Annotated in this window: 22 protein-coding genes and 1 tRNA gene; 9 read left to right on the top strand and 14 right to left on the bottom strand. The window is 62.9% G+C overall.

The window, feature by feature from the left end:
• Nucleotides 1–19 precede the first annotated feature (19 nt).
• Genes ugpA through ugpC form a run of 3 tightly spaced genes read left to right on the top strand, consistent with a single transcriptional unit; the run spans nt 20 to nt 2836 of the window.
• Complete coding sequence (gene ugpA / locus NKJ81_RS08560; RefSeq protein ID WP_352540334.1) at nt 20–904, top strand: sn-glycerol-3-phosphate ABC transporter permease UgpA; 885 nt, start codon at nt 20–22, stop codon at nt 902–904.
• A gap of 8 nt (nt 905–912) precedes the next feature.
• Nucleotides 913–1761, top strand: a complete 849-nt coding sequence (gene ugpE, locus NKJ81_RS08555) for a sn-glycerol-3-phosphate ABC transporter permease UgpE (RefSeq protein ID WP_352540185.1) — start codon at nt 913–915, stop codon at nt 1759–1761.
• A gap of 7 nt (nt 1762–1768) precedes the next feature.
• Nucleotides 1769–2836 (top strand): sn-glycerol-3-phosphate ABC transporter ATP-binding protein UgpC, encoded by a 1068-nt coding sequence (gene ugpC, locus NKJ81_RS08550; protein WP_352452447.1) that lies wholly within the window; start codon nt 1769–1771, stop codon nt 2834–2836.
• A gap of 22 nt (nt 2837–2858) precedes the next feature.
• Here ugpC and NKJ81_RS08545 read toward each other — a convergent pair whose 3' ends face one another.
• The 3 genes from NKJ81_RS08545 to NKJ81_RS08535 all read right to left on the bottom strand — a co-directional run bounded on the left by NKJ81_RS08545 (nt 2859) and on the right by NKJ81_RS08535 (nt 6698).
• Entirely contained in the window at nt 2859–3941 is a 1083-nt protein-coding gene (locus NKJ81_RS08545; RefSeq protein ID WP_023677939.1) for an ABC transporter ATP-binding protein, read from the bottom strand.
• Nucleotides 3938–5521: an ABC transporter permease gene (locus NKJ81_RS08540; RefSeq protein WP_352540184.1), complete on the bottom strand. Its 1584-nt coding sequence runs from the start codon at nt 5519–5521 to the stop codon at nt 3938–3940. Before NKJ81_RS08540 ends, NKJ81_RS08545 begins: the two co-directional genes overlap by 4 nt.
• A 169-nt stretch (nt 5522–5690) precedes the next feature.
• Nucleotides 5691–6698, bottom strand: a complete 1008-nt coding sequence (locus tag NKJ81_RS08535; RefSeq protein ID WP_352540183.1) for an iron ABC transporter substrate-binding protein — start codon at nt 6696–6698, stop codon at nt 5691–5693.
• Between the two features lie 202 nt (nt 6699–6900).
• Between NKJ81_RS08535 and NKJ81_RS08530 the strand changes: the two genes are divergently transcribed.
• Both NKJ81_RS08530 and NKJ81_RS08525 read left to right on the top strand, forming a co-directional pair.
• Nucleotides 6901–7443: a sigma-70 family RNA polymerase sigma factor gene (locus NKJ81_RS08530; protein WP_352489432.1), complete on the top strand. Its 543-nt coding sequence runs from the start codon at nt 6901–6903 to the stop codon at nt 7441–7443.
• Nucleotides 7444–7450: 7 nt separating this feature from the next.
• Entirely contained in the window at nt 7451–8089 is a 639-nt protein-coding gene (locus tag NKJ81_RS08525) for an NrsF family protein (RefSeq protein WP_352471395.1), read from the top strand.
• A gap of 8 nt (nt 8090–8097) precedes the next feature.
• Here NKJ81_RS08525 and NKJ81_RS08520 read toward each other — a convergent pair whose 3' ends face one another.
• The 7 genes from NKJ81_RS08520 to NKJ81_RS08490 all read right to left on the bottom strand — a co-directional run bounded on the left by NKJ81_RS08520 (nt 8098) and on the right by NKJ81_RS08490 (nt 13652).
• Complete coding sequence (locus NKJ81_RS08520; protein ID WP_023677945.1) at nt 8098–8976, bottom strand: 3-hydroxybutyryl-CoA dehydrogenase; 879 nt, start codon at nt 8974–8976, stop codon at nt 8098–8100.
• A gap of 114 nt (nt 8977–9090) precedes the next feature.
• Nucleotides 9091–10020: an electron transfer flavoprotein subunit alpha/FixB family protein gene (locus NKJ81_RS08515; protein ID WP_023677946.1), complete on the bottom strand. Its 930-nt coding sequence runs from the start codon at nt 10018–10020 to the stop codon at nt 9091–9093.
• A gap of 156 nt (nt 10021–10176) precedes the next feature.
• Nucleotides 10177–10926 carry an electron transfer flavoprotein subunit beta/FixA family protein gene (locus NKJ81_RS08510; RefSeq protein ID WP_023677947.1) on the bottom strand — a complete coding sequence of 250 codons (750 nt, stop codon included), beginning with the start codon at nt 10924–10926 and terminating at the stop codon, nt 10177–10179.
• A 208-nt stretch (nt 10927–11134) separates the two neighbouring features.
• Nucleotides 11135–11938 carry a rhomboid family intramembrane serine protease gene (locus tag NKJ81_RS08505; RefSeq protein ID WP_352540182.1) on the bottom strand — a complete coding sequence of 268 codons (804 nt, stop codon included), beginning with the start codon at nt 11936–11938 and terminating at the stop codon, nt 11135–11137.
• 25 nt (nt 11939–11963) lie between these two features.
• Complete coding sequence (locus NKJ81_RS08500) at nt 11964–12545, bottom strand: cob(I)yrinic acid a,c-diamide adenosyltransferase (protein ID WP_352540181.1); 582 nt, start codon at nt 12543–12545, stop codon at nt 11964–11966.
• Between the two features lie 25 nt (nt 12546–12570).
• Nucleotides 12571–12762 carry a twin transmembrane helix small protein gene (locus NKJ81_RS08495; protein WP_023677950.1) on the bottom strand — a complete coding sequence of 64 codons (192 nt, stop codon included), beginning with the start codon at nt 12760–12762 and terminating at the stop codon, nt 12571–12573.
• A 23-nt stretch (nt 12763–12785) separates the two neighbouring features.
• Nucleotides 12786–13652, bottom strand: a complete 867-nt coding sequence (locus tag NKJ81_RS08490; protein ID WP_352540180.1) for an SDR family oxidoreductase — start codon at nt 13650–13652, stop codon at nt 12786–12788.
• A gap of 57 nt (nt 13653–13709) precedes the next feature.
• Between NKJ81_RS08490 and NKJ81_RS08485 the strand changes: the two genes are divergently transcribed.
• Nucleotides 13710–14564 (top strand): YihY/virulence factor BrkB family protein, encoded by an 855-nt coding sequence (locus NKJ81_RS08485; protein WP_352540179.1) that lies wholly within the window; start codon nt 13710–13712, stop codon nt 14562–14564.
• On the opposite strand, the gene NKJ81_RS08480 is transcribed toward NKJ81_RS08485, so the two are convergent.
• Nucleotides 14531–15421, bottom strand: a complete 891-nt coding sequence (locus NKJ81_RS08480) for a DMT family transporter (RefSeq protein WP_352540178.1) — start codon at nt 15419–15421, stop codon at nt 14531–14533. The genes NKJ81_RS08485 and NKJ81_RS08480 overlap by 34 nt on opposite strands.
• 127 nt (nt 15422–15548) lie before the next feature.
• Nucleotides 15549–16424, bottom strand: coding sequence for a tRNA glutamyl-Q(34) synthetase GluQRS (gluQRS, locus tag NKJ81_RS08475; protein WP_352471387.1), 876 nt, complete (start codon nt 16422–16424; stop codon nt 15549–15551).
• A gap of 122 nt (nt 16425–16546) precedes the next feature.
• Between gluQRS and NKJ81_RS08470 the strand changes: the two genes are divergently transcribed.
• Together NKJ81_RS08470 and NKJ81_RS08465 are read left to right on the top strand one after the other, a co-directional pair.
• Nucleotides 16547–17188 carry a DNA-3-methyladenine glycosylase family protein gene (locus NKJ81_RS08470; protein WP_352471385.1) on the top strand — a complete coding sequence of 214 codons (642 nt, stop codon included), beginning with the start codon at nt 16547–16549 and terminating at the stop codon, nt 17186–17188.
• Between the two features lie 129 nt (nt 17189–17317).
• Entirely contained in the window at nt 17318–17875 is a 558-nt protein-coding gene (locus NKJ81_RS08465; protein ID WP_023677956.1) for an HNH endonuclease, read from the top strand.
• Nucleotides 17876–18026: 151 nt separating this feature from the next.
• Here NKJ81_RS08465 and NKJ81_RS08460 read toward each other — a convergent pair whose 3' ends face one another.
• On the bottom strand, nt 18027–18545 hold the full coding sequence (locus NKJ81_RS08460; protein WP_352540177.1) for a disulfide bond formation protein B: 519 nt from the start codon (nt 18543–18545) through the stop codon (nt 18027–18029).
• A 29-nt stretch (nt 18546–18574) separates the two neighbouring features.
• Nucleotides 18575–19162: a YqaA family protein gene (locus tag NKJ81_RS08455; RefSeq protein ID WP_023677958.1), complete on the bottom strand. Its 588-nt coding sequence runs from the start codon at nt 19160–19162 to the stop codon at nt 18575–18577.
• 456 nt (nt 19163–19618) lie between these two features.
• Here NKJ81_RS08455 and NKJ81_RS08450 point away from each other — a divergent pair.
• Nucleotides 19619–19703 (top strand) — tRNA-Leu (locus tag NKJ81_RS08450).
• The last annotated feature ends 266 nt before the right edge of the window (nt 19704–19969 follow it).

Genomic DNA, 19969 nt, shown 5'->3' with positions numbered 1-19969 from the left:
GATAGCGAGGGAAATCAGCCTGTCTCCACGCGTCGTCTTTCCCAACAAGATCCTGCCCCACCTGCTGGTGGCGCCACAACTCGCCATCACCCTGGTTTTCTTCTACTGGCCGGCCGGTCAGGCGCTGTACCAGTCGATGCTCAGGCAAGACCCATTCGGGCTGAAGAGCAGGTTCGTCTGGTTTGCCAATTTCCGGAAGGTGCTGGCCGATCCGGCCTACCTCAACTCGATCAAGGTCACAGTAGTGTTCTCTCTTGCGACCGCGATCGTTGCCATGGTTGTGGCCCTGCTGCTCGCGGTCATGGCCGAGAAGGCCGTGCGCGGCAAAGGCCTTTACCGCACACTGTTGATATGGCCTTACGCCGTGGCGCCGGCGATTGCCGGCATGCTTTGGCTTTTCCTGTTCAATCCCTCGATCGGCTCGTTGGCCTATTTGCTGAGAAGCCTCGGCGTCGTATGGGACCCGCTGCTCAACGGCACCCACGCCATGATCCTGCTGGTGTCGGCTGCTGCCTGGAAGCAGATCAGCTACAACTTCCTGTTCTTCGTCGCCGGCCTGCAGGCGGTGCCGAAAACGCTGATCGAAGCGGCGGCCATGGACGGCGCCGGCGAAACCAAGCGCTTCTGGACCATCGTCTTCCCGCTGCTTGCGCCGACAACCTTTTTCCTGCTGGTCGTCAACACCGTCTATGCCCTGTTCGACACGTTCGGCATCGTTCATGCCGTCACCGGCGGCGGGCCGGGCAAGACGACAGAGACGCTGGTCTACAAGGTCTACAATGACGGCTTCGTCAATCTGATCCTGGGCGATTCGGCGGCGCAGTCGGTCATCCTGATGGCCATCGTCATTGCGCTCACAGTGATCCAGTTCCGCTATGTGGAACGCAAAGTCCATTACGGCTGAGGGCAGCGATGATCGGCCAGTCCCCGCTCCGCACCTTCATCGCCCATGCCGTGCTCATCCTCGGCATATTGATCGTGGCTTTTCCGATCTACTACACCTTCGTTGCCTCGACGCACACGCTGCAAACGATCCTCAGGCCGCCCCTGCCGCTCTTGCCCGGCGGCCAGCTATGGAACAATTACAGCGAGGCGCTGTTCGGCGGCATCGGTCGTATCGGCGGGGTCAGCGTCGGCAGGCTGCTCCTCAACACCATGATCATGGCGCTCGGCGTTGCGGTGGGAAAGATCTTCATCTCGATCCTGTCGGCCTACGCGATCGTGTTCTTTCGCTTTCCGCTGCGCATGACCTTCTTCTGGCTGATCTTCATCACCTTGATGCTTCCAGTCGAGGTGCGCATCCTGCCGACCTACAAGGTGATGGTCGATCTCGGCATGATCGACACCTATGCCGGCCTGATCGTCCCGCTGATCGCCTCAGCCACCGCAACGCTGCTGTTTCGCCAGTTCTTCATGACCATACCGGGCGAATTGGTGGAGGCGGCGCGTGTCGACGGTGCCGGGCCATGGCGCTTCTTTTTCGATATTCTGGTGCCGCTGTCGCGGACAAACATCGCCGCGCTGTTCGTGATCCTCTTCATCTATGGCTGGACGCAGTATCTTTGGCCGCTGCTCGTCACCAACAGCAACGACATGAATACCATCGTCATCGCGCTGAGAAAGATGGTTTCCTTCGCCGATGCCGACACCCAATGGCACCTGGTGATGGTCACGGCAATGCTGGCCATCGTGCCGCCGATCCTGGTGGTCGTGCTGATGCAACGCTGGTTCGTGCGCGGTCTGGTCGAATCCGAAAAGTGAGAAGCCGATGGCGACCGTGGATCTGAAGGATGTCAGGAAAATCTATCCCAGCGGCGTCGAGGCCGTGAAGGGCGTTTCCATCGCCATTCCCGACAAGGAGCTTTGCGTGCTGGTCGGCCCCTCCGGCTGCGGCAAGTCTACGCTGCTGAGGATGATCGCCGGGCTGGAGACGATTTCTGCCGGTACAGTCGCCATCGACGGCAAGGTGGTCAACGCCATTGGCCCGACCGAGCGCGACATCGCAATGGTGTTCCAGAACTACGCGCTCTACCCACATATGAAGGTCTATGACAACATGGCCTATGGCCTGCGCAACCGCGGCACGCCGAATGACGAGATCGACAGCAGGGTACGCTCGACTGCCAAGGTGCTGGAGCTTTCGGCGCTGCTCGACCGGCGCCCGCGCGAGCTTTCCGGCGGTCAGCGCCAACGCGTCGCCATGGGTCGCGCCATCGTGCGCAACCCGAAGGTCTTCCTGTTCGACGAACCGCTGTCCAACCTCGATGCCAAATTGCGCGGGCAGATGCGCATCGAGATCAAGAATCTGCAGCGCTCGCTTGGCGTCACCTCGGTTTATGTCACGCACGACCAGCTTGAGGCGATGACGCTGGCCGACATCCTCGTCGTCATGAACGCCGGCCTGGTCGAGCAGACCGGCGCGCCGCTTGATGTGTACGAGAAACCGGCCTCGACCTTCGTCGCTTCGTTCATAGGCGCACCGCCGATGAATCTGCTGGCGCTCACAGGGGCCTCCCCAAGCTCGGTATTGGCGGACGGTACTGTGATTGGCTTGGCGCCTCGACAGGGCAAGGCAGTGACACTAGGCTTTCGTCCGGAGGACGCCGACATCACCTTCGCGGCAGAGGCGCCGGCCGGCGCGCTCGCACTGCCGGCAACAGTGGAAGCGGTCGAACCGGTCGGTGCCGAAAGCTTTCTCCATTGCGTGGCAGCCGGCAGCCGCATCGTGGTGCGCGTCTCAGGCCGCGCCAGCGCCAAGCCAGGCGACCAATTGCGCGTCGTGGCCAGGTCCGAAAAGCTGCATTGGTTCGATCAGGCGGGCAAACGGGTCGATTGAAGTCGGCCTTGCGCAAAACCGTTCAGGCAAACACATGCGCCTTGCCCGACACGGTCAGCCGGACGATCTCGCCGATCGCCGGCGCGTCCATGCCCGGCTTGCGCAGGATCAACGGCGTATTGCCGATGGCGGCGGCGTCGGGCGGATCGGGGCTGTTCAACAGACGCACCGCGATGGTGCACATCGAGCCGGCGAACTCCGATTCCGTCACCTCGCCGAACAGCATGTCCGGCGTGCCGGACATGCCTTCACGCGATGTGCGTTTAAGCAACACCTGCTCCGGCCGCAGCATGATGCGGGCGACGTCGCGCCGCTCCGAGCTGTCGACAGCGATGCGGCCGAGTGGCGAGATGGCAAAGCCATCGGCGATCCTTGCCGGCAGGACGATGGCGTCACCAAGGAACTCGGCGACCATCCTGTCCTTCGGCTTGAAATAGAGCTCGCGCGGCGTGCCGACCTGCGAGAATTTGCCGTCGCGCATCACCGCGACCTGGCTGGCGAATGACAGTGCCTCGGCCTGGTCGTGGGTGACCAGGATGGTGGTGATGCCGGCGGTTTCAAGGAGCTCGGCCACGGCCTTGCGCATCGAGGCGCGCAGGCCGGTGTCGAGCGCCGAGAACGGCTCGTCGAGCAGCATCAGCCGCGGCTTCATGGCCATAGCGCGGGCGAGCGCGACGCGCTGCTGCTGGCCACCGGAGAGTTCGTGCGGACGGCGCTTCAGGATACCTTTGTCCAGCCCGACGACATAGGCGAGCTCGGCGATGCGCTCACTGCGCTTTTCCTCGTGACGGCCCATGCCGAAGCCGATATTGGCGGCGATGCTCAGATGCGGGAATAGAGCGCCGTCCTGCGCCACCAGCCCGATGCCGCGGCGATGCGCCGGCACGGCCGTGTCGCCATCGGCCAGCACCTCGCCATCAAGCACGATGCGGCCCTGGTCCGGCGCCTCGAAGCCGGCGATCAGCCGCAGCAAGGTGGTCTTGCCGCAACCGGACGGCCCGACGATTGCCGTACGGCTGCCGCTGGCCACGCTGAGGTCGACGCCGGCAAGTGCTGCGACGGGCCCGTAGTGCTTGTGGATGCCGCTCAGCTCGAGAAAGCTCATCGCCCGGCCATCCGCTTCGACTGGACGTAGAGCAACCAGGTCAAAGGCAGCGACATCGCCACCATGATCAGGGCATAAGGCGCCGCCGACGCATAGTCGATCTCGCCGCTATAGGACCAGAACGCCATGGCCAGCGTGCGGGTGCCGTTGGGCGCCAGCATCTGGGTTGCGGTCAATTCGTTCATGATACCCAGCGCGACCAACGCCATGCCGGCTGCGGCGCCCGGCGCCGACAGGCGGATGGTCGTCGACCACAGCGCCTTGAGCGGCGACCGGCCGAGGCTGGAGGCGGCGCGTTCGAGCTCGACCGGCGCCTGTGCGATCGACGCCCTGAGGCTAATCAGGGCGCGCGGCAGGAACATCAGCGCATAGGCGACCAGGATGGTGAACAGGGTCTGGTAGAGCGACATGGCGATACGCACGGCGATGGTGACCAGCGCCAGGGCGATGACAACGCCGGGCAACGCGCCGACGATATAGTTGCAGCCCTCCAGGACGCGTTGCAGCCGCCCCGGCGCGCGGATCGAAATCCACGCCATCGGCATTGCCGCGACGGTGGCAAGCAGCGCGCCGGCAATTGCTAGGAACAGCGTTTGGCCAAGCGCCAGGCCGATCTCGTCGAGCCGCCAGACATCGGCGCCGCCGGCCATGAGCCAGCGGCCGATAGTGGCGAACGGCACGCCGAGCGCCAGCAGCGTGGTAATGGCAGGCAGCAGCAGGCAAGGAATGGTGGCGCGCCCAAGGCCCGTGCGCTGCTGCTGGCGCGCAGCACCCGAACCGACGCGGGCATAGCGCTCCTCGCCGCGCACCAGCACCTCCAGCCCGAGCAGCACAAGGCAGCAGGTCACCAGCACGCCGGCCAGCATGTTGGCGGCGGGACCGTTGAAGGTCGACTGGAACTGGTCGACGATCGCGGTGGTGAAGGTGTCGAAGCGGATGAAGACATAGAGCCCGTATTCGGCCAGGAGATGCAGGCCGACCAGCAGGGAGCCGCCGCAAATAGCGAGCCGGAGCTGCGGCAGCACGACACGCCTGAACACACGCCACGGGCCGAGACCAAGGGCTGCCGCTGCATCCTCGAGAGCGGGATCGAGCCGGCGCAATGCCGCCGCCACCGGCAGATAAAGGAAGGGGAAATAGGCGATGACCGACACAAGCACGCCGGCCCACAGGCCGTGCAGTCTGGGCACCATGGTGACCCAGGCGTAACTGTGGACGAAGGCCGGAATGGCGAGCGGCGCCACCGACAGCCAGGCCCATAGGCGGGCACCCGGCAGATCGCTGCGCTCGGTCAGCCAGGCCAGCGTGACCGACAGCACGATCGAGATCGGCACCGCCAGCACCACCAGCAGGCTGGTGTTGACCAGAAGCTCGCCGACGCGCGGCCTGAACACCAGCGCCGCCACCGTTTCCCAGCCGGTCTGCACCGCCACCCAGACGATGAAGGCAAGCGGCAGCAGCGCGAAAAGCGAGACAAAGACGGCAGCCAACGCAATCCATGAGACCGACCAACGACGTGCCCGCACGGCCGTGGCGTCGGCCGGCAAGCCTGGGCGTGCGAGATCGATCGCGGATTGCATCAGATCAGACGTTGCGCCAGCTCCGCCCGGAGGCGGAAACGATCGGCGGCGGATAATCTCGCGGGTAGCTTGTGGTCATAGGCAAATGCCATCTTGAAAACAGAGCGCTCCTGTGGAAAGCGAATTCCCACAGGAGCGCAGTCGGTTGCCCTTTTAGGACGAACGCCGGCTAAAGCAAGCCGGCCGCCGTCATCAGGTCGGTCACCTTTTTCGAGTTCAGCGTCGTCGGGTCGACTTTCGGCGCCTGCAGATCGGCCAGCGGCACCAGCTTCGGATTGGACTCGGCGCCCTTGCCGACTGCGTATTCGAACGAATCGCCTGTTTTCAGCACGTCCTGGCCGCCATTGCCGGTGACCCATTTCAGGAAAGCCTGCGCTTCCTTCGGGTGCTTGCTCGAGGCCAGCACGCCGCCGCCGGAAATCGAGACGAAAGCACCGGGATCCTGATGCTTGAAATAGTGCAACTCGACGTTCTTGCTGTTCTCGCCGGTCTTGGCCTGATCGCCGTAGTAGTAATAGTGATAGATCACGCCGCCTTCGACCTCGCCGGCATTGACCGCCTTCATCACCGTGCTGTTGCCCTTATAGGCGGTAAAATTCGCCTTCATCGCCTTCAGCCATTCGGCCGTCGCCGCCTCACCCTTGAGCTGCAGAAGCGCGCTGACGATCGCCTGGAAATCGGCGCCGGAGGGCGAAGCGGCCCAGCGGCCCTTCCAGCTCGGATCGGCGAGATCGAGCAGCGATTTGGGCAGCTGGTCGGCGCTCAGCTTGGTCTTGTTGTAGGCAAAGACGGTGCTGCGCGCGGCAACGCCGACCCATTTGCCGCTCGCCGGCTGGTACTCCTGCGGAACCTGGGCCAGCGTCTCGGTGTCGACCGGTGCGAACAGGCCGGCCGCCTCGACCAATGCCATGGCCGGCGAATTCTCCGTCAGGAATACATCGGCGGGCGAAGCGGTGCCTTCCGCAACGATCTGATTGGAGAAATCGCTGTCGCCGCCATTGCGGACGGTAACCTTGATGCCGGTTTCCTTGGTAAATCCCTCCGCCCAAGCCTTGGTCAGGTTTTCGTGCTGGGCGTTGTAGACGACGATGCCCTCGTCCTCTGCCATTGCCGGGCCGGCGATCAGGCTGATTGCAAGTGCTGTCGCACCGGCAAGGGCGGAAAGAGCATATTTCATGGCGTCGTCCTCGATTTCGATTGGCTTTGGCTTGGCACGCTGCACCTATCAATACCTGACTGGTGCAGTCAACATTGCTGGCCCACTCAATCGCTCAAAAGGAGCAAACTTTCGTGATGCTCAGCTAATTTGCCTTGGACATTATTTCGCCGGCCACGTAACAAATCAGCGCCGAGACGCGAATATCGGGGAGTGAACTCTTGTGAGCGGCAAGGACGAAGCCGAGCTTTCACGGCTGTTGCGGGCCGCGATCGCCGGAGACGAAAGAGCCTATGCCGACTTTCTGCACCGGATCGCCGCGCTCGTTCGTGGCTTTGCCCGGCGCAAGATCGTGCAGGGCGGGGTGGATCCCGAGGATGTCGTGCAGGAAACCTTGCTGGCCATTCATGTGAAACGACACACCTGGCGCCATGATGCGCCGGTGCTGCCTTGGGTCTATGCAATAGCCCGCTTCAAGCTGATCGATGCGTTCCGGCGGCGCGGTCGGCGGATCGAGATCGAGATCGACGAAATCGCCGAGACCTTTGCCGAGCCGGAATCGGAGACGGTGAGCGAGCGCGACGTCAACCGGGCGCTCGACAGCCTGTCGCCGGCACAGCGTTCCGTCGTCTCGGCCGTATCGGTCGAAGGCCGGTCAATCGGTGAGACCGCGGCCAAATTCGGCATCAGCGAGACGGCTGTGCGGGTGTCACTGCACCGCGGGCTTGCCGCCATTGCCAAACGGTTCAGGGCGGGGCGGGAATAAGAATAACATGAGGACCGAAGATTTCATCAGGGCGCTTGACGCCGATGCCCGCAGCAAGGCGCTGCCGCTAGGCACCGCCTGGTGGCTTGCCGCCGGCGTGGCCATCGTGATCGCGGCCGCGGTTTTCTGGCTGACGATCGGCCCGCGCCCCGACATTGCGATCGCCATGCACACGATGCGGTTCCTGTCCAAATTCGTCTTCACGATTGCTCTTGCCGTCAGCGCCTTTGTCCTGGTGCGTGGGCTGTCGACGCCCGGTGCATCGACCGGCCGGGCGGTGAGCTGGATGATCGCCGCGCCGCTGCTGGTGATTGTGGCTGTGATTTTCGAACTCTTCGCCGTGCCTGCGTCCGACTGGGGCACGCGCCTGGTCGGCACGAACATGGTCATCTGCCTGACCTTCATTCCGTTGATCGGGATCGGCCCGCTTGCCGTCTTTCTCGCGGTGCTGCGCCATGGCGCGCCGACAAGGCCGGTGCTTGCCGGTGCGGCCGCGGGCCTGCTTGCCGGCGGGCTGGCGGCGACCTTCTATGCGGCGCATTGCTTCGACGATTCGCCGCTTTTCGTCGGCACCTGGTATACGATCGCGGTCGCCATCCTTGCTGTGCTCGGGGCGCTCGGCGGACGACTTTTTGTGCGCTGGTAGCGAGGTGATCAGCGTGTCGGAACGGGATGCTCGCCGCGATAGTCGTAGAAGCCGCGCCCGGTCTTGCGGCCGAGCCAGCCGGCCTCGACATATTTGACCAGCAGCGGGCAGGGGCGGTATTTCGAATCCGACAGCCCGTCATGCAGCACCTGCATGATCGACAGGCAGGTATCGAGCCCGATGAAGTCGGCAAGCTGCAGCGGCCCCATCGGATGGTTGGCGCCGAGCTTCATGGCGGTATCGATGGCGTCGACCGAGCCGACACCTTCATAGAGCGTGTAGATCGCCTCGTTGATCATCGGCAGCAGGATGCGGTTGACGATGAAGGCCGGGAAATCCTCCGAGACGGTGATCGTCTTGTCGAGCTGCTTCACATAGGTTTTTGCCGCCTCGAAGGTCTGGTCCTCGGTGGCGATGCCGCGCACCAGTTCGACCAGTTTCATCACCGGAACCGGATTCATGAAATGTATGCCGATGAAGCGTTCCGGCCGGTCGGTCTGCGAAGCCAGCCGTGTGATCGAGATCGATGACGTGTTCGTCGCCAGGATGGCCTCGGGGTTGAGCTGCGGGCAGAGCTGGGCATAGATCTTGCGCTTGACCGTCTCGTCCTCGGTCGCTGCTTCGATCACCAGATCGGCGCCCGCAAGGTCGGCCATGGCCGGTGCCGCGGAAATGCGCGCCATCGCCTCATTGCGCAGCTTTTCCTCGAGTTTGCCGGAGCCGACCTGACGGGCCATGTTGCCGCTGATCGTAGCGATGCCCTTTTCGATGCGGTCGGGCGAAATATCGTAAACCAGCACCTTATAGCCCGCCAGCGCCGACACATGGGCGATGCCGCCACCCATCTGGCCCGCGCCGATGATGCCGATCGTTTCGATCTTGCTCATTACCCGATCCCGTCGAGGCCTTTGCGGCCCGTTTTTTGTGCAGTGCAAACTAAAAGGGCGGGGCGACTTCGTCTACCCCACCCCTCAGAATTTAATACGCTTTGGCAGAAGGCGTCAAAGCGCCTTTTGCAGTTCCGGCAGAATGACGAAGAGATCGCCGACGAGACCGTAGTCGGCGACCTGGAAGATCGGCGCTTCCTCGTCCTTGTTGATGGCAACGATCACCTTCGAATCCTTCATGCCGGCAAGGTGCTGGATGGCACCGGAGATGCCGACGGCAATATAAAGGTCGGGCGCTACCACCTTGCCGGTCTGGCCGACCTGCCAGTCGTTCGGCGCATAGCCGGCATCGACGGCGGCGCGAGATGCGCCAACCGCCGCACCGAGCTTGTCGGCGACCGGCAGGATGACCTCCTGGAACTTCTCGGAGGAGCCCAGCGCACGGCCGCCCGAGATGATGATCTTGGCCGAGGTCAGCTCTGGACGGTCGGTCTCGGAGAGCTTGTTCTCGACAAAGCTCGACAGGCCGGGATTGGCCGCCGCCTGGACCGTCTCGACCGGCGCGGAACCGCCCTCGGGCGCTGCCTGGAAGGAAGCGGTACGCACCGTGATGACCTTCTTGGCGTCACTGGACTGCACCGTCTGGATGGCGTTGCCGGCATAGATCGGCCGCTTGAAGGTGTCGGGCGACACGACTTCGATGATTTCAGATATCTGGGCGACATCGAGCAGCGCCGCCACGCGGGGCGCGACGTTCTTGCCCGACGAGGTCGCCGGCGCGATGATCGTCTCGTATGGCTCAGCAAGCGAAACGACGAGTGCCGCCAGCGGTTCGGCGAGACGCTCGGTCAGTTCGTCGGCGTCGGCGAGCAGCACCTTGGTGACGCCCTTGAGCTTGGCGGCGGCGTCCGCTGCCGGCTTGGCACCTTTGCCGGCAACCAGCACATGCACGTCCGAACCGATCTGCAGCGCCGCCGAAAGCGCCTTGGCGGTCTGGTCGGAAAGCGCAGCGTTGTCGTGTTCGGCAATCAGAAGAATAGCCATGATGTTTTCCTGACTTTCGTCTTCGAGGCTCCTGAAATCCGGTCAGGCCGAGTCGAAAACGGTTGGTTTCGAGAACCGGAGCGGAGCGTACTTCAGTACGTGAGCACCGGAAGCGGAGAAACCGGCCGTTTGCAGGCCGGGCCTCATCGGATTTCCTTAGAGCACGCCGGCTTCGTTCTTCAGCTTGTCTACCAGTTCGGCGACGCTCTTGACCTTGACGCCCGCCTTGCGGCCGCCCGGCTCCTCGGTCTTGATCACTTTAAGCCGCGGCTTGACGTCGGCGCCGTAATCGGCAGGGCTCTTCTCGTCGAGCGGCTTCTTCTTGGCCTTCATGATGTTGGGCAGAGACGCGTAGCGTGGCTGGTTCAGCCGCAAATCGGCCGTGACGATCGCCGGCATCTTCAGTTCCAGCGTCTGCAGGCCGCCATCGACCTCGCGCGTCACCGTGGCCTTGTCACCGTCGAGCACGATCTTGGAGGCGAAGGTGCCCTGCGCCCAGCCGAGAAGTGCGGCCAGCATCTGGCCGGTCTGGTTGGAATCGTCGTCGATCGCCTGCTTGCCGAGAATGACAAGGCCGGGCTGTTCTGCCTCGACGACGCCCTTCAGCACCTTGGCGACGCCCAGCGGCTCAGTCTGCTCGTCGGTCTTGACCAGGATGGCGCGGTCGGCGCCCATGGCGAGCGCCGTGCGCAAGGTCTCCTGTGCCTGCTGCGGCCCGATCGACACGACGATGATCTCTTCGGCCTTGCCAGCTTCCTTCAGCCGGATCGCCTCTTCGACCGCGATCTCGTCGAACGGGTTCATCGCCATCTTGACGTTGGCGAGTTCCACCGCCGAACCGTCCGCCTTCACCCGGACCTTGACGTTCGCATCCACAACCCGCTTCACGGGCACAAGGATCTTCATTTGCCTGTCACCTCTTTCACGATAGTCTCTTCACGCTCGTCGGGCGCGCTATAGCAGCGTGCACCTCTTCATAGTTGTCGAAAGCCGACATTCCGGACGGAATTCTGGTCTTCGCCACGCCAGTAGGGTGGCGCTTCCGTAGTTGCGGCGACCCCGCGCGTCAATATCCGGGGCGCACTCGGATCCTCGGCGAAGCACTCAAATCGGTTCAGTCCGGACCGGAAACGCTTCCCCGGCCCCAGCGCGGCGCCGGCTGCGCAGGTTGTGGGTCGCTTGGCGCCGGCTCCCCGGCTACGGGCGCCGGACCGGCGACCACGGCTGGCTCCTCGTCTGCGCCGGCGAGTAGCGGTACGCCGCGGCTGCGCAAGACAAGCACCAGCACGGCTCCAGCGATGATGCCGCCGATATGGCAGGCCCAGGAAACCTGATCCTCGCCCCCCTGGGAGAACATGAAGATCTGGAACAGGATCCACAGGATCAGCGGGATGAACGCCGGGATGCGCAACGGGATGCGCGCGAAGACCAGCACCCATACCTTCACCCGCGGATATAGGATCAGATAGGCGGCGACCACACCGGCGATGGCGCCCGACGCGCCAATCAGCGGCACCCGCGAATCCCAGGCAACCAGACCCTGGAGGAAAGCGCCGGCGATGGCGCAAAGCAGGTAGAAGACGAGGTAGCGGACATGGCCAAGTGCATCCTCGACATTGTCGCCGAACACCCACAGGAACAGCATGTTGCCGCCGAGGTGGAAGATATCCGCGTGCAGGAAGGAATAGGTCAGATAGCTCAGGCTCTCCGGAATGACGACAAATTGCGGAGCGAGCTCGACGCTGTCATGCACAACCGACGGGATGAAACCGAGGCCCATCACCGCGGCGTTGGCGAAATCCTCGCCGCCCAATGTGGTGACAAAGTAGATCAGCACGTTGAGCGCGATCAGGCTGATCGTCACATATTGCAGCTTGATGTGCCGCAGCCGGTTGGTGTCATAAAGCGGGATAAACATCAGGCCTCTCCCGGTTCCGGCAGATTCAGCGGTTCTTGCCGGGAACCCATAGCACGTCGGCATTTCCGTTGTCATTGACCGCGCGTGCGGCGACGAACAGAAAGTCCGAGACACGGTTGATGTATCTTATCCCCTCGCGGTTGACCTGCTCGTCTGGATCTTGCGACAGCGCAACCATGACGCGCTCGGCGCGGCGGGCCACCGTGCGGGCGAGGTGAAGGGCAGCCGCTGCCGGCGTACCGCCGTTGAGCACGAAGGATTTGAGCGGCTCAAGGTCCTTGTTGAGGAGATCGATATCCTGTTCGATGCGGTCGGTCTGCGAGGCGATGATGCGCAACGGCTCGTAGTCGAGCGGCTTGCCATTATCGGGGACTGCCAGATCGGCGCCGAGGTCGAAAAGGTCGTTCTGGATGCGGCCGAGCATCGCATCGATCGCCGGATTTACTGCCGCGGTATGAATGCGGGCCATGCCGATGCAGGCATTGGCCTCGTCGACCGTGCCGTAGGCGTCGATGCGAAGGTCGGATTTCAGCCGCCGCTCGCCGGAGCCGAGACCGGTGGTGCCATCGTCGCCAGTGCGGGTGTAGATCTTGTTGAGTTTGACCACGGGGTACCTCCCGGCTGGTGCTGCGTCACTTACGGGTGAAATACACCGCCAGCATGATCAGCACCAAGGCCACGAACTGCAAGAGCACGCGCGTCTGCATCAGCTTGTTGGAGGTCATGCTGGAGCCGCCGCGCATCATGTTGATGAGGCCGCGGATCAGCACGATCACCACTGCGACCATGACAAGAACGGCGAGGATGTTGAAGACGGTTGCCATGGTGTGTTCCAGTTGAATTGCGTTCAGGCGCGATTGGCGAGCAGACGGTAGAGTGCAGAAGCCGGCAGGATGCGTTTAAGGATCACACCGATCCTGGCCGGCACTGTTACCACATAATGCGGGCGCGGGCGCCGCGACAGAAGCGCATGGTGCAAGGCGGCATAAACCACCTCCGCCCCGGGCTTCAGCCGCGATGTGCTGCCGCCGGCCCGCAGCCGTTTGAGTTGCGCCGCATAGGCGAGGCGATGAACGGAATTCTCGTGATCGATATTCGCCAGGAACCATGCGAGGCTGTTGCTGGCGATCTTCGATTTCACCGGCCCCGGCTCGATCAGCGAAACATGGATGCCGCTACCCCGGAGTTCTTGATAGAGGGACAGCATCAGCCCTTCGATAGCGTGCTTCGATGCCGAGTAGGCGCCGCGAAAAGGCACCGGCGCGAGGCCGAGGATCGATGAGCAATGAACGAGACGACCATGGCCCTGACGGCGCATCACCGGTACGACGCGGCGAGTGAGATCATGCCAGCCAAAGACATTGGCCTCGAACTGCTGCCGTAAAGCCTCGACCGGCAGGTCCTCGACGGCGCCGGGTTGTCCGTAGGCGCCATTGTTGAAGAGCGCACCGAGCCGGCCGCCGGTCCGTTCCAGCACCGACGCCACCAGCGCCTCGATCGATCCGGGCTCGGTGTAGTCCAGATAAAAGGCCTCGATGCCGTCGGCCTCGAGCGCGGCGATATCTTCGGGCTTTCGGGCCGTTGCGAACACCCGCCAGCCTTCCCTCTTAAGAGCATAGGCGCAATAGGCGCCTATACCGGAAGAGGCACCTGTGACAATGATGGTGCGCAACTCTTCTCCGGGAGGAATGGTGGTTTGACCTAGGGTTGTCATTTACCGCAAACCCTTCCCATATTCGCGGCGTCGGGACAATCGAAGGGAACGCGGTTCTTGTTGCGGAAGATCGTAGCCCTCAAACGCGTCCTCTACGACGCGCTCGGCCATTTCAACACCGACGACGGCTGGGCAATGGCCAGCCATCTGGCGATCACCGCGCTGATGGCGCTTTTTCCTTTCCTGATCTTCGCCACGACGCTGGCGAGTTTTTTCGGCGCGCAGGCTTTCGCCGACACCGCCGTGCACCTTGTGTTCGACACATGGCCCGAGCAGATCGCCAAACCGATCGCGCGCGAGGTACTCAACGTGCTTACCGTCCGGCGCAGTGACCTGTTGACCTACGGTATCATGCTTGCCGGATATTTCGCCTCGAACGGCATCGAGGCGCTGCGCACCTCGCTCAACCGGGCCTATCGTGTCTCGGAAACGCGCGGCATCATCTACCGGCGGGTGCAGAGCATCATCTTCGTGCTGATCGCGACGGCCGGGTTTTTGGCCATCAGCGTGCTGCTGGTCTTCGCGCCGTTGCTGGCACGGCTGGCCGAGTCGCATTTCGAATGGATAAAACCTTATATGGGCACGATCACGCTGTGGCGGTACGTCATCGCCTCGGTCGTCATCATCGGCGGCCTGTTCGCCGTGCATTTCTGGTTGCCGGCCGGCAAGCGCCGCTTCGTTTCGATCGTGCCTGGCATCATCTTCACGCTGGTCGGCTGGCTCATCGGGTCGACCATCTTCGCCGCCTATCTCGATCATTTCTCGTCCTATGTGACGACCTATGCCGGCCTCGCCTCGATCATGATCGCCGTCGTCTTCCTCTACATCGTATCAGCGATCTTCATCCTCGGCGGCGAGCTCAACGCCGCGATCAGCCGCTATTTAGAGGCGCGTGCCCGCGTCGGCGGCTGAGCCGTCGCCAGCCCGACGCCGAGCGTCGCGATCGCCATGCCGGCGATCTGGAGCGGGCTCAAGTGCTCACCGAACAATGCCCAGGCGATGACCGCGGTGACGGCCGGCACGAGGTAAAACAGCGAGGCGACCTTCGACATTTCGCCGTCGCGGATCATCACCATCAACAGGAAGATGGCGCCGATCGACAGCACCAGCACGAGCCAGGCCATGGCGAAGATCAGTTCGCCATTGACGATGACCGTTCGCGTCTCGAAGGCTAGCGAGGCCAAGGCCATTACAGATGCGCCGCCGACATATTGCCAGAACGTGGCAGCCACCAGATCGCCGCCTGAAGCAAAGCGCTTCTGCCAGATCGTGCCGGCGCTCATGCCGAGCACCGAGACAAGTGAGGCGCCCAGCGTCTCGGCCGTCACCCCGCCGCCGAGCGCGCCGAGCTTCGGCCAGAGCACGATCACCACACCGATCAGCCCGAGGCCGAGACCGGCCCAGTGGCGCGGCAGGATGGCCTCGCCGAGAAGCCGGCCGGCGAACACTGCCGTGATCAGCGGCTGCAGGCCGACGATCAGGGCTGAAAGCCCAGCGGGCATGCCCCGGTGGATGGCCCAGAACACGCCGCCGAGATAGACCCCATGCATCAGGATGCCGGCGCCGGTCGCGTGCAGCGCCTCGTCGCGGGTGGCGCGGCTCGAACCAAGTGCGGCCATCAAAGCGACAAGCAGGATTGCGGCCAGGACAAAGCGCGCGGCCAGGAACGTAAAGGGCTCCGCCCACGGCATGGCATAGCGCGCGCCGATGAAGCCGGTCGCCCACAGGACGACGAAAGAGGCGGGGATGAACCGCTTGAGGCTGTGCATTTTTCCGGGGGCCACGCGTCGGTGAGGACTGATTGTCGCGCTTGCTCTAATGCCGTTCCGAGCGGAAGGCAAAACCAAACCGTTGATCCATAGACTCATTTCCATTCAAGGAATGCCGTTGGCGCCGCTAGAGACCGACCAGCCGCCTCACATCGTCCGGCGATGCGCCGGTCTTACGCTGGGCGGCAAGGCCGGTATCGCCAAGACTCTTCGACAGTTTTCGTCCGTCCGGGCCGAGGATCAGGCGATGGTGAAAATAGGCCGGCTGCGGCAGGCCAAGCAGTTGCTGAAGCAGCCGCTGCACGCTGGTCGCGGAATAGAGATCCTGGCCGCGCACGACATGGCTGACGCCCTGCAGCGCGTCGTCCATGGTGACGGCGAGGTGATAGCTGGTCGGGATTTCGCGGCGCGCCACGACCACGTCGCCCCAATCCTGCGGATGGGCTTCGACACGACGCGTCGCGGAGAGCGTCTCGTTCGTGTATTCGGCCCATGACAGGTCCTTGCCGGCGCGCGCTATTGCCGCATCGACGTCCAGCCGCCAGGCAAATGGCACATTTTCGGCCTGGCGCCGCTTGCGTTCGCTCGCCGTCAACGCCTTGTCGGCGGCAGGATAGAGCGGCACGCCGTCCGGGTCGCGCGGCCAGTCGCGGCCACGCTTCTCGCTGTCGGCGATGAAGGCGCGGATCTCACTTCTGCTCATGAAGGCCGGGTAGACAAGTTCTTCCTCGATCAGCCGCTCGAGCATCGCCCGATATTCGGCAAAATGCTCGGACTGGCGGCGCACCGGTTCCTCCCAGCCAAGCCCCAGCCATTTCAGGTCGCGAAAAATGCCTGCCTCGAATTCCGGCGTGCAGCGTGTCGTGTCGATATCCTCGATGCGCAGCAGCAGGCGTCCGCCCGTCGCCTTTGCCAATTTCTGATTGAGCAGCGCCGAATAGGCATGGCCGAGATGCAGTTCGCCGTTCGGGCTCGGCGCGAAGCGGAATGTCAGCAGTGTCATTGTCCGGCGGCAATCGGGTTGTGTGGCGCTTTCGCCAATTGCTACTTTGCGCCGGTGGCGTCGTGCGTCCAGAGGGACACGTGACGAAGCGTGCGGCACTTTTGATTTTGGAACAAGCAGACATGCAACGCATCGCCAGTCTCGACGACATTGCGCAAGGGCTGGATAGGCTTTGCTTACTCGACCCACGCCTGGAAAGAGTGCGCGGCATGGCCGGCGAGGTGCCGCTCAGGCTATCGGAGCCGGGGTTCAGGAGCCTTGCTTCCATCGTCGTTTCGCAACAAGTGTCCCGCGCGAGCGCCGACGCCATCTTCGGCCGGCTGACGAGACTGCTCGATCCGCTGACGCCGCAGGCGATACTTGCCGCCGACGAGGTGATCTTTCGCGAGGCCGGGCTGTCGCGACCCAAGCAGCGCGGCCTGCTTGCCGTCGCCCGGGCGGTGGCCGACGGGCTCGACCTCGATCACCTCTGTCGGCTCGATGCAAGCGAGGCGATCGCGGCCATGACCAGGGTGCCGGGGATCGGCCCGTGGACGGCTGAAGTCTACCTTTTGTTCGCCGCCGGACACCCGGACATCTTTCCGGCGCGCGACGTTGCATTGCAGAGCGCGGTCGGCCATGCACTAGGCATCGACCCGCGTCCGCCGGAGAAAATGCTGATCCGGCTTGCCGAATCATGGAGCCCGTGGCGCGGTGTCGCATCGCGGCTTTTCTGGGCTTATTATCGCGAATTGAAGGGCAGGGATGCCGCGCCTCCGGCCTGAATCCGCAAAAAAGCATTGAAATCATGCGTTTTTGAGACCCGGCATGATCGACAATCCGCTTCACATCCCTGTCATGTCGGGCTTACAGTATCCGCGCCGACCGGTTCTAGGGTGAAGGAGGTCAACGACGTGACGGTTGCCGTATCTCCGGATGGGCTTCCAGCGCTGGTGCTGAACGCGGATTACCGTCCGCTCAGCTATTACCCCCTGTCGCTCTGGTCCTGGCAGGATGCCATCAAGGCGGTGTTCCTCGAGAGGGTGAACATCGTCGCCGAATACGAACACGCCGTCTCTTCACCGACATTTTCGATGAAGCTGCCGAGCGTCGTCAGCCTGAAGGCTTACGTGAAGCCGTCGAGGCATCCGGCGTTTACCCGTTTCAACGTCTTCCTGCGTGACCGTTTCCAATGCCAATATTGCGGCACGCCGGACGATCTGACGTTCGACCATGTCATTCCTCGCCATCGCGGCGGCGCCACGACCTGGGAGAATGTCGTCGCTGCCTGCTCGCCCTGCAATCTGAGGAAGGGCGGCATGATGCCGGCCCACGCCAAGATGTGGCCGCTGCAGAAGCCCTACCAGCCGACGGTGCATGATTTGCATAATAACGGCCGGCTGTTCCCGCCCAACCATCTACACGAAAGCTGGATGGATTATCTGTACTGGGATGTCGAACTCGAGCCGTGAGATCATCCGATAATTTGGGAGGCTGGCCGTCTGAAGCGATTTTCTGCGCTTCCGATGCTCACGGACCAATGTCCGCTCCGCTTCGGTTCTCGGCAATCACTCCACCCGACTCAGCCTGCCGAATTCTTGGATGATCTCGTGTCGCGCTAAATCAGTCGCGGGCGAAGGCGCTGCGGAAGGCTACGACTGCCAGGACAAAGCTGGCGATGGCGTTCCAGCCGGCCAGCGACAGGCCGAGGATGCGGAGCGCCGCCTTGTCGCAGGAGGGCGGGACGAATTTGTCGAGCGCATCGAGCACGCCCTTGCCGCCGGTGTCCACCGGCCCGGCGGCTGCGGTGCAATCGGTCGGGCCTGGCCACCACGCCCATTCGACGCCGGAGTGATAAACGCCGAGATAGCCGCCGTAGAGCATCAGCAGGCCGCAAATAGCCAGCAGGCCACGGCTTACCCAGGCTGGCGCGTGAAGAGCCGACGCAAGCACCGCCAGCAGCATCAAGGGCACGCCGACGTAGTAAGGCGTGCGCTGCTCGAGGCAGAGCTTGCAGGGGATGTAGCCGCCGAGATACTGGAAGGCCAGCGCCGAGCCGACCGTGGCGGCCATGGCGACAGCGAGAAACAGGGCGGTGCGCAGCCGCTGGCGTCCGGTATCGGCATTCACGGTCGCTGTCATCGGGCTCAGTCCATTCGGTTCGATGCCGTTCAGACGGCGTATTTGACGACGATATAGAGCAAAATCAGGGCAGCGGCGGCGGCGCCTGCAATCTGGCCGAGGCGCTTTTCGATGAAGTGGCGGATCGGCTCGCCATAGCGGCGCAAGAGCCACGCGAGAAACAGGAAGCGAGCACCGCGCGCCACGATTGCCAGCACGATGAACAGCAGCAAAGGAACACCGATGACGCCTGACAGGATCGTGACAACCTTGATCGGCGGCAGATGGGCGAGGCCGGAGGTGACCAGCATCAGGATGATGAAGCCAACACCCGACGAGACGCGCATCGCCTCGAACTCGTCATATTTGCCATAAAATTCGAGGATCGGCCGCGCCACCGCATCATAGGCATAATGGCCGATGAACCAGCCGGCGATGCCGCCCAGCACCGAGGCGACGGTGGCGACCAGCGCGTAACGATAGGCGCGATCCGGCCGCGACAGCGCCATCGGCAGATAGAGGACGTCGGCCGGCACCAGGAACACCGAGCTCTCGACGAAGGCGATGAAGGCCAGCCACCATTCGGCGGATTTGCTCGCCGCCAGCGACAAGGTCCAGTCGTAAAGTCCGCGAAGCATCGGCACTCCTAATGCACGCCCAAACCAGAAGCGGTCTTGGGATCACGACATGTACAAACAAGACTTGGAAGCGCCCAGCATCAACCTCGTCGGACGAGGTGCGCTTCAATGACATGCGCCGCCTGTCTAGAAAGATTTTCCGCGCTGCACAATGGCAGATGCTTCACGAAATCGAAAGGCTGAGGCTTGAGCGAGCTCAGATGTCGGGATTTGGCCAGTTGACGAACAGGCCTCCAACCGTATAGTCCGCGCCCATCCAGGCCGCCCGGCCTGAGCCCCTATGGCGGAATTGGTAGACGCGCTCGACTCAAAATCAGGATGCGTCTACCGTCAGCCCGCAGGGTAATAGGATTGGAGGTCAATGGGTTAGGAGTTAAGAGCCGCTTAATTCTCGAACTGCCACCCTCTGCGTAGGTGCAGCATGAGAGCGTTGAGAGGTAAATGAGTTAGCGCCTTGCGGGTGTGGTGGAATTGGTAGACGCGCTGGATTCAAAATCCAGTTCCGAAAGGAGTGTCGGTTCGAGCCCGACCACCCGCACCAACTATCGGCCAACAAACTTTGAGAACGGCGGTCATTTCACCTGTCGCGCCAGAGTTCGAATCGTGTCGGCCGCCCACCTCCACCAGGATACTCCGCAATGTCCGGTGATGGATGGGACAGATCAATACATAAAATCAATATGTTATGAGAGATCGTGTGCAAAAACTGCACACGAAAGGTCCGCTACTCTTCTGGTTTTCGTTCCTGCGATGGAGTAGCCGACGGGCCTCTTGGGACGCCTGTTGAGTAGCTGCGCTGTCCTATCC

This window comes from Mesorhizobium sp. M0018, assembly GCF_040323955.1.
GTDB lineage: Bacteria > Pseudomonadota > Alphaproteobacteria > Rhizobiales > Rhizobiaceae > Mesorhizobium.
The sequence above is the reverse complement of the archived record's forward strand: the minus strand, read 5'-3'. Positions and strand labels throughout refer to the sequence as shown.

What these genes read in the sequence shown, in the direction of transcription:
- ugpE (WP_352540185.1), top strand. Translation starts at nt 913, where the DNA reads ATGATCGGCCAGTCCCCGCTCCGCACCTTCATCGCCCATGCCGTGCTC.
- ugpC (WP_352452447.1), top strand. Translation starts at nt 1,769, where the DNA reads ATGGCGACCGTGGATCTGAAGGATGTCAGGAAAATCTATCCCAGCGGC.
- NKJ81_RS08545 (WP_023677939.1), bottom strand. Translation starts at nt 3,941, where the DNA reads ATGAGCTTTCTCGAGCTGAGCGGCATCCACAAGCACTACGGGCCCGTC.
- NKJ81_RS08540 (WP_352540184.1), bottom strand. Translation starts at nt 5,521, where the DNA reads ATGCAATCCGCGATCGATCTCGCACGCCCAGGCTTGCCGGCCGACGCC.
- NKJ81_RS08535 (WP_352540183.1), bottom strand. Translation starts at nt 6,698, where the DNA reads ATGAAATATGCTCTTTCCGCCCTTGCCGGTGCGACAGCACTTGCAATC.
- NKJ81_RS08525 (WP_352471395.1), top strand. Translation starts at nt 7,451, where the DNA reads ATGAGGACCGAAGATTTCATCAGGGCGCTTGACGCCGATGCCCGCAGC.
- NKJ81_RS08520 (WP_023677945.1), bottom strand. Translation starts at nt 8,976, where the DNA reads ATGAGCAAGATCGAAACGATCGGCATCATCGGCGCGGGCCAGATGGGT.
- NKJ81_RS08515 (WP_023677946.1), bottom strand. Translation starts at nt 10,020, where the DNA reads ATGGCTATTCTTCTGATTGCCGAACACGACAACGCTGCGCTTTCCGAC.
- NKJ81_RS08510 (WP_023677947.1), bottom strand. Translation starts at nt 10,926, where the DNA reads ATGAAGATCCTTGTGCCCGTGAAGCGGGTTGTGGATGCGAACGTCAAG.
- NKJ81_RS08505 (WP_352540182.1), bottom strand. Translation starts at nt 11,938, where the DNA reads ATGTTTATCCCGCTTTATGACACCAACCGGCTGCGGCACATCAAGCTG.
- NKJ81_RS08495 (WP_023677950.1), bottom strand. Translation starts at nt 12,762, where the DNA reads ATGGCAACCGTCTTCAACATCCTCGCCGTTCTTGTCATGGTCGCAGTG.
- NKJ81_RS08490 (WP_352540180.1), bottom strand. Translation starts at nt 13,652, where the DNA reads ATGACAACCCTAGGTCAAACCACCATTCCTCCCGGAGAAGAGTTGCGC.
- NKJ81_RS08480 (WP_352540178.1), bottom strand. Translation starts at nt 15,421, where the DNA reads ATGCACAGCCTCAAGCGGTTCATCCCCGCCTCTTTCGTCGTCCTGTGG.
- gluQRS (WP_352471387.1), bottom strand. Translation starts at nt 16,424, where the DNA reads ATGACACTGCTGACATTCCGCTTCGCGCCGAGCCCGAACGGCGAACTG.
- NKJ81_RS08470 (WP_352471385.1), top strand. Translation starts at nt 16,547, where the DNA reads ATGCAACGCATCGCCAGTCTCGACGACATTGCGCAAGGGCTGGATAGG.
- NKJ81_RS08460 (WP_352540177.1), bottom strand. Translation starts at nt 18,545, where the DNA reads ATGACAGCGACCGTGAATGCCGATACCGGACGCCAGCGGCTGCGCACC.
- NKJ81_RS08455 (WP_023677958.1), bottom strand. Translation starts at nt 19,162, where the DNA reads ATGCTTCGCGGACTTTACGACTGGACCTTGTCGCTGGCGGCGAGCAAA.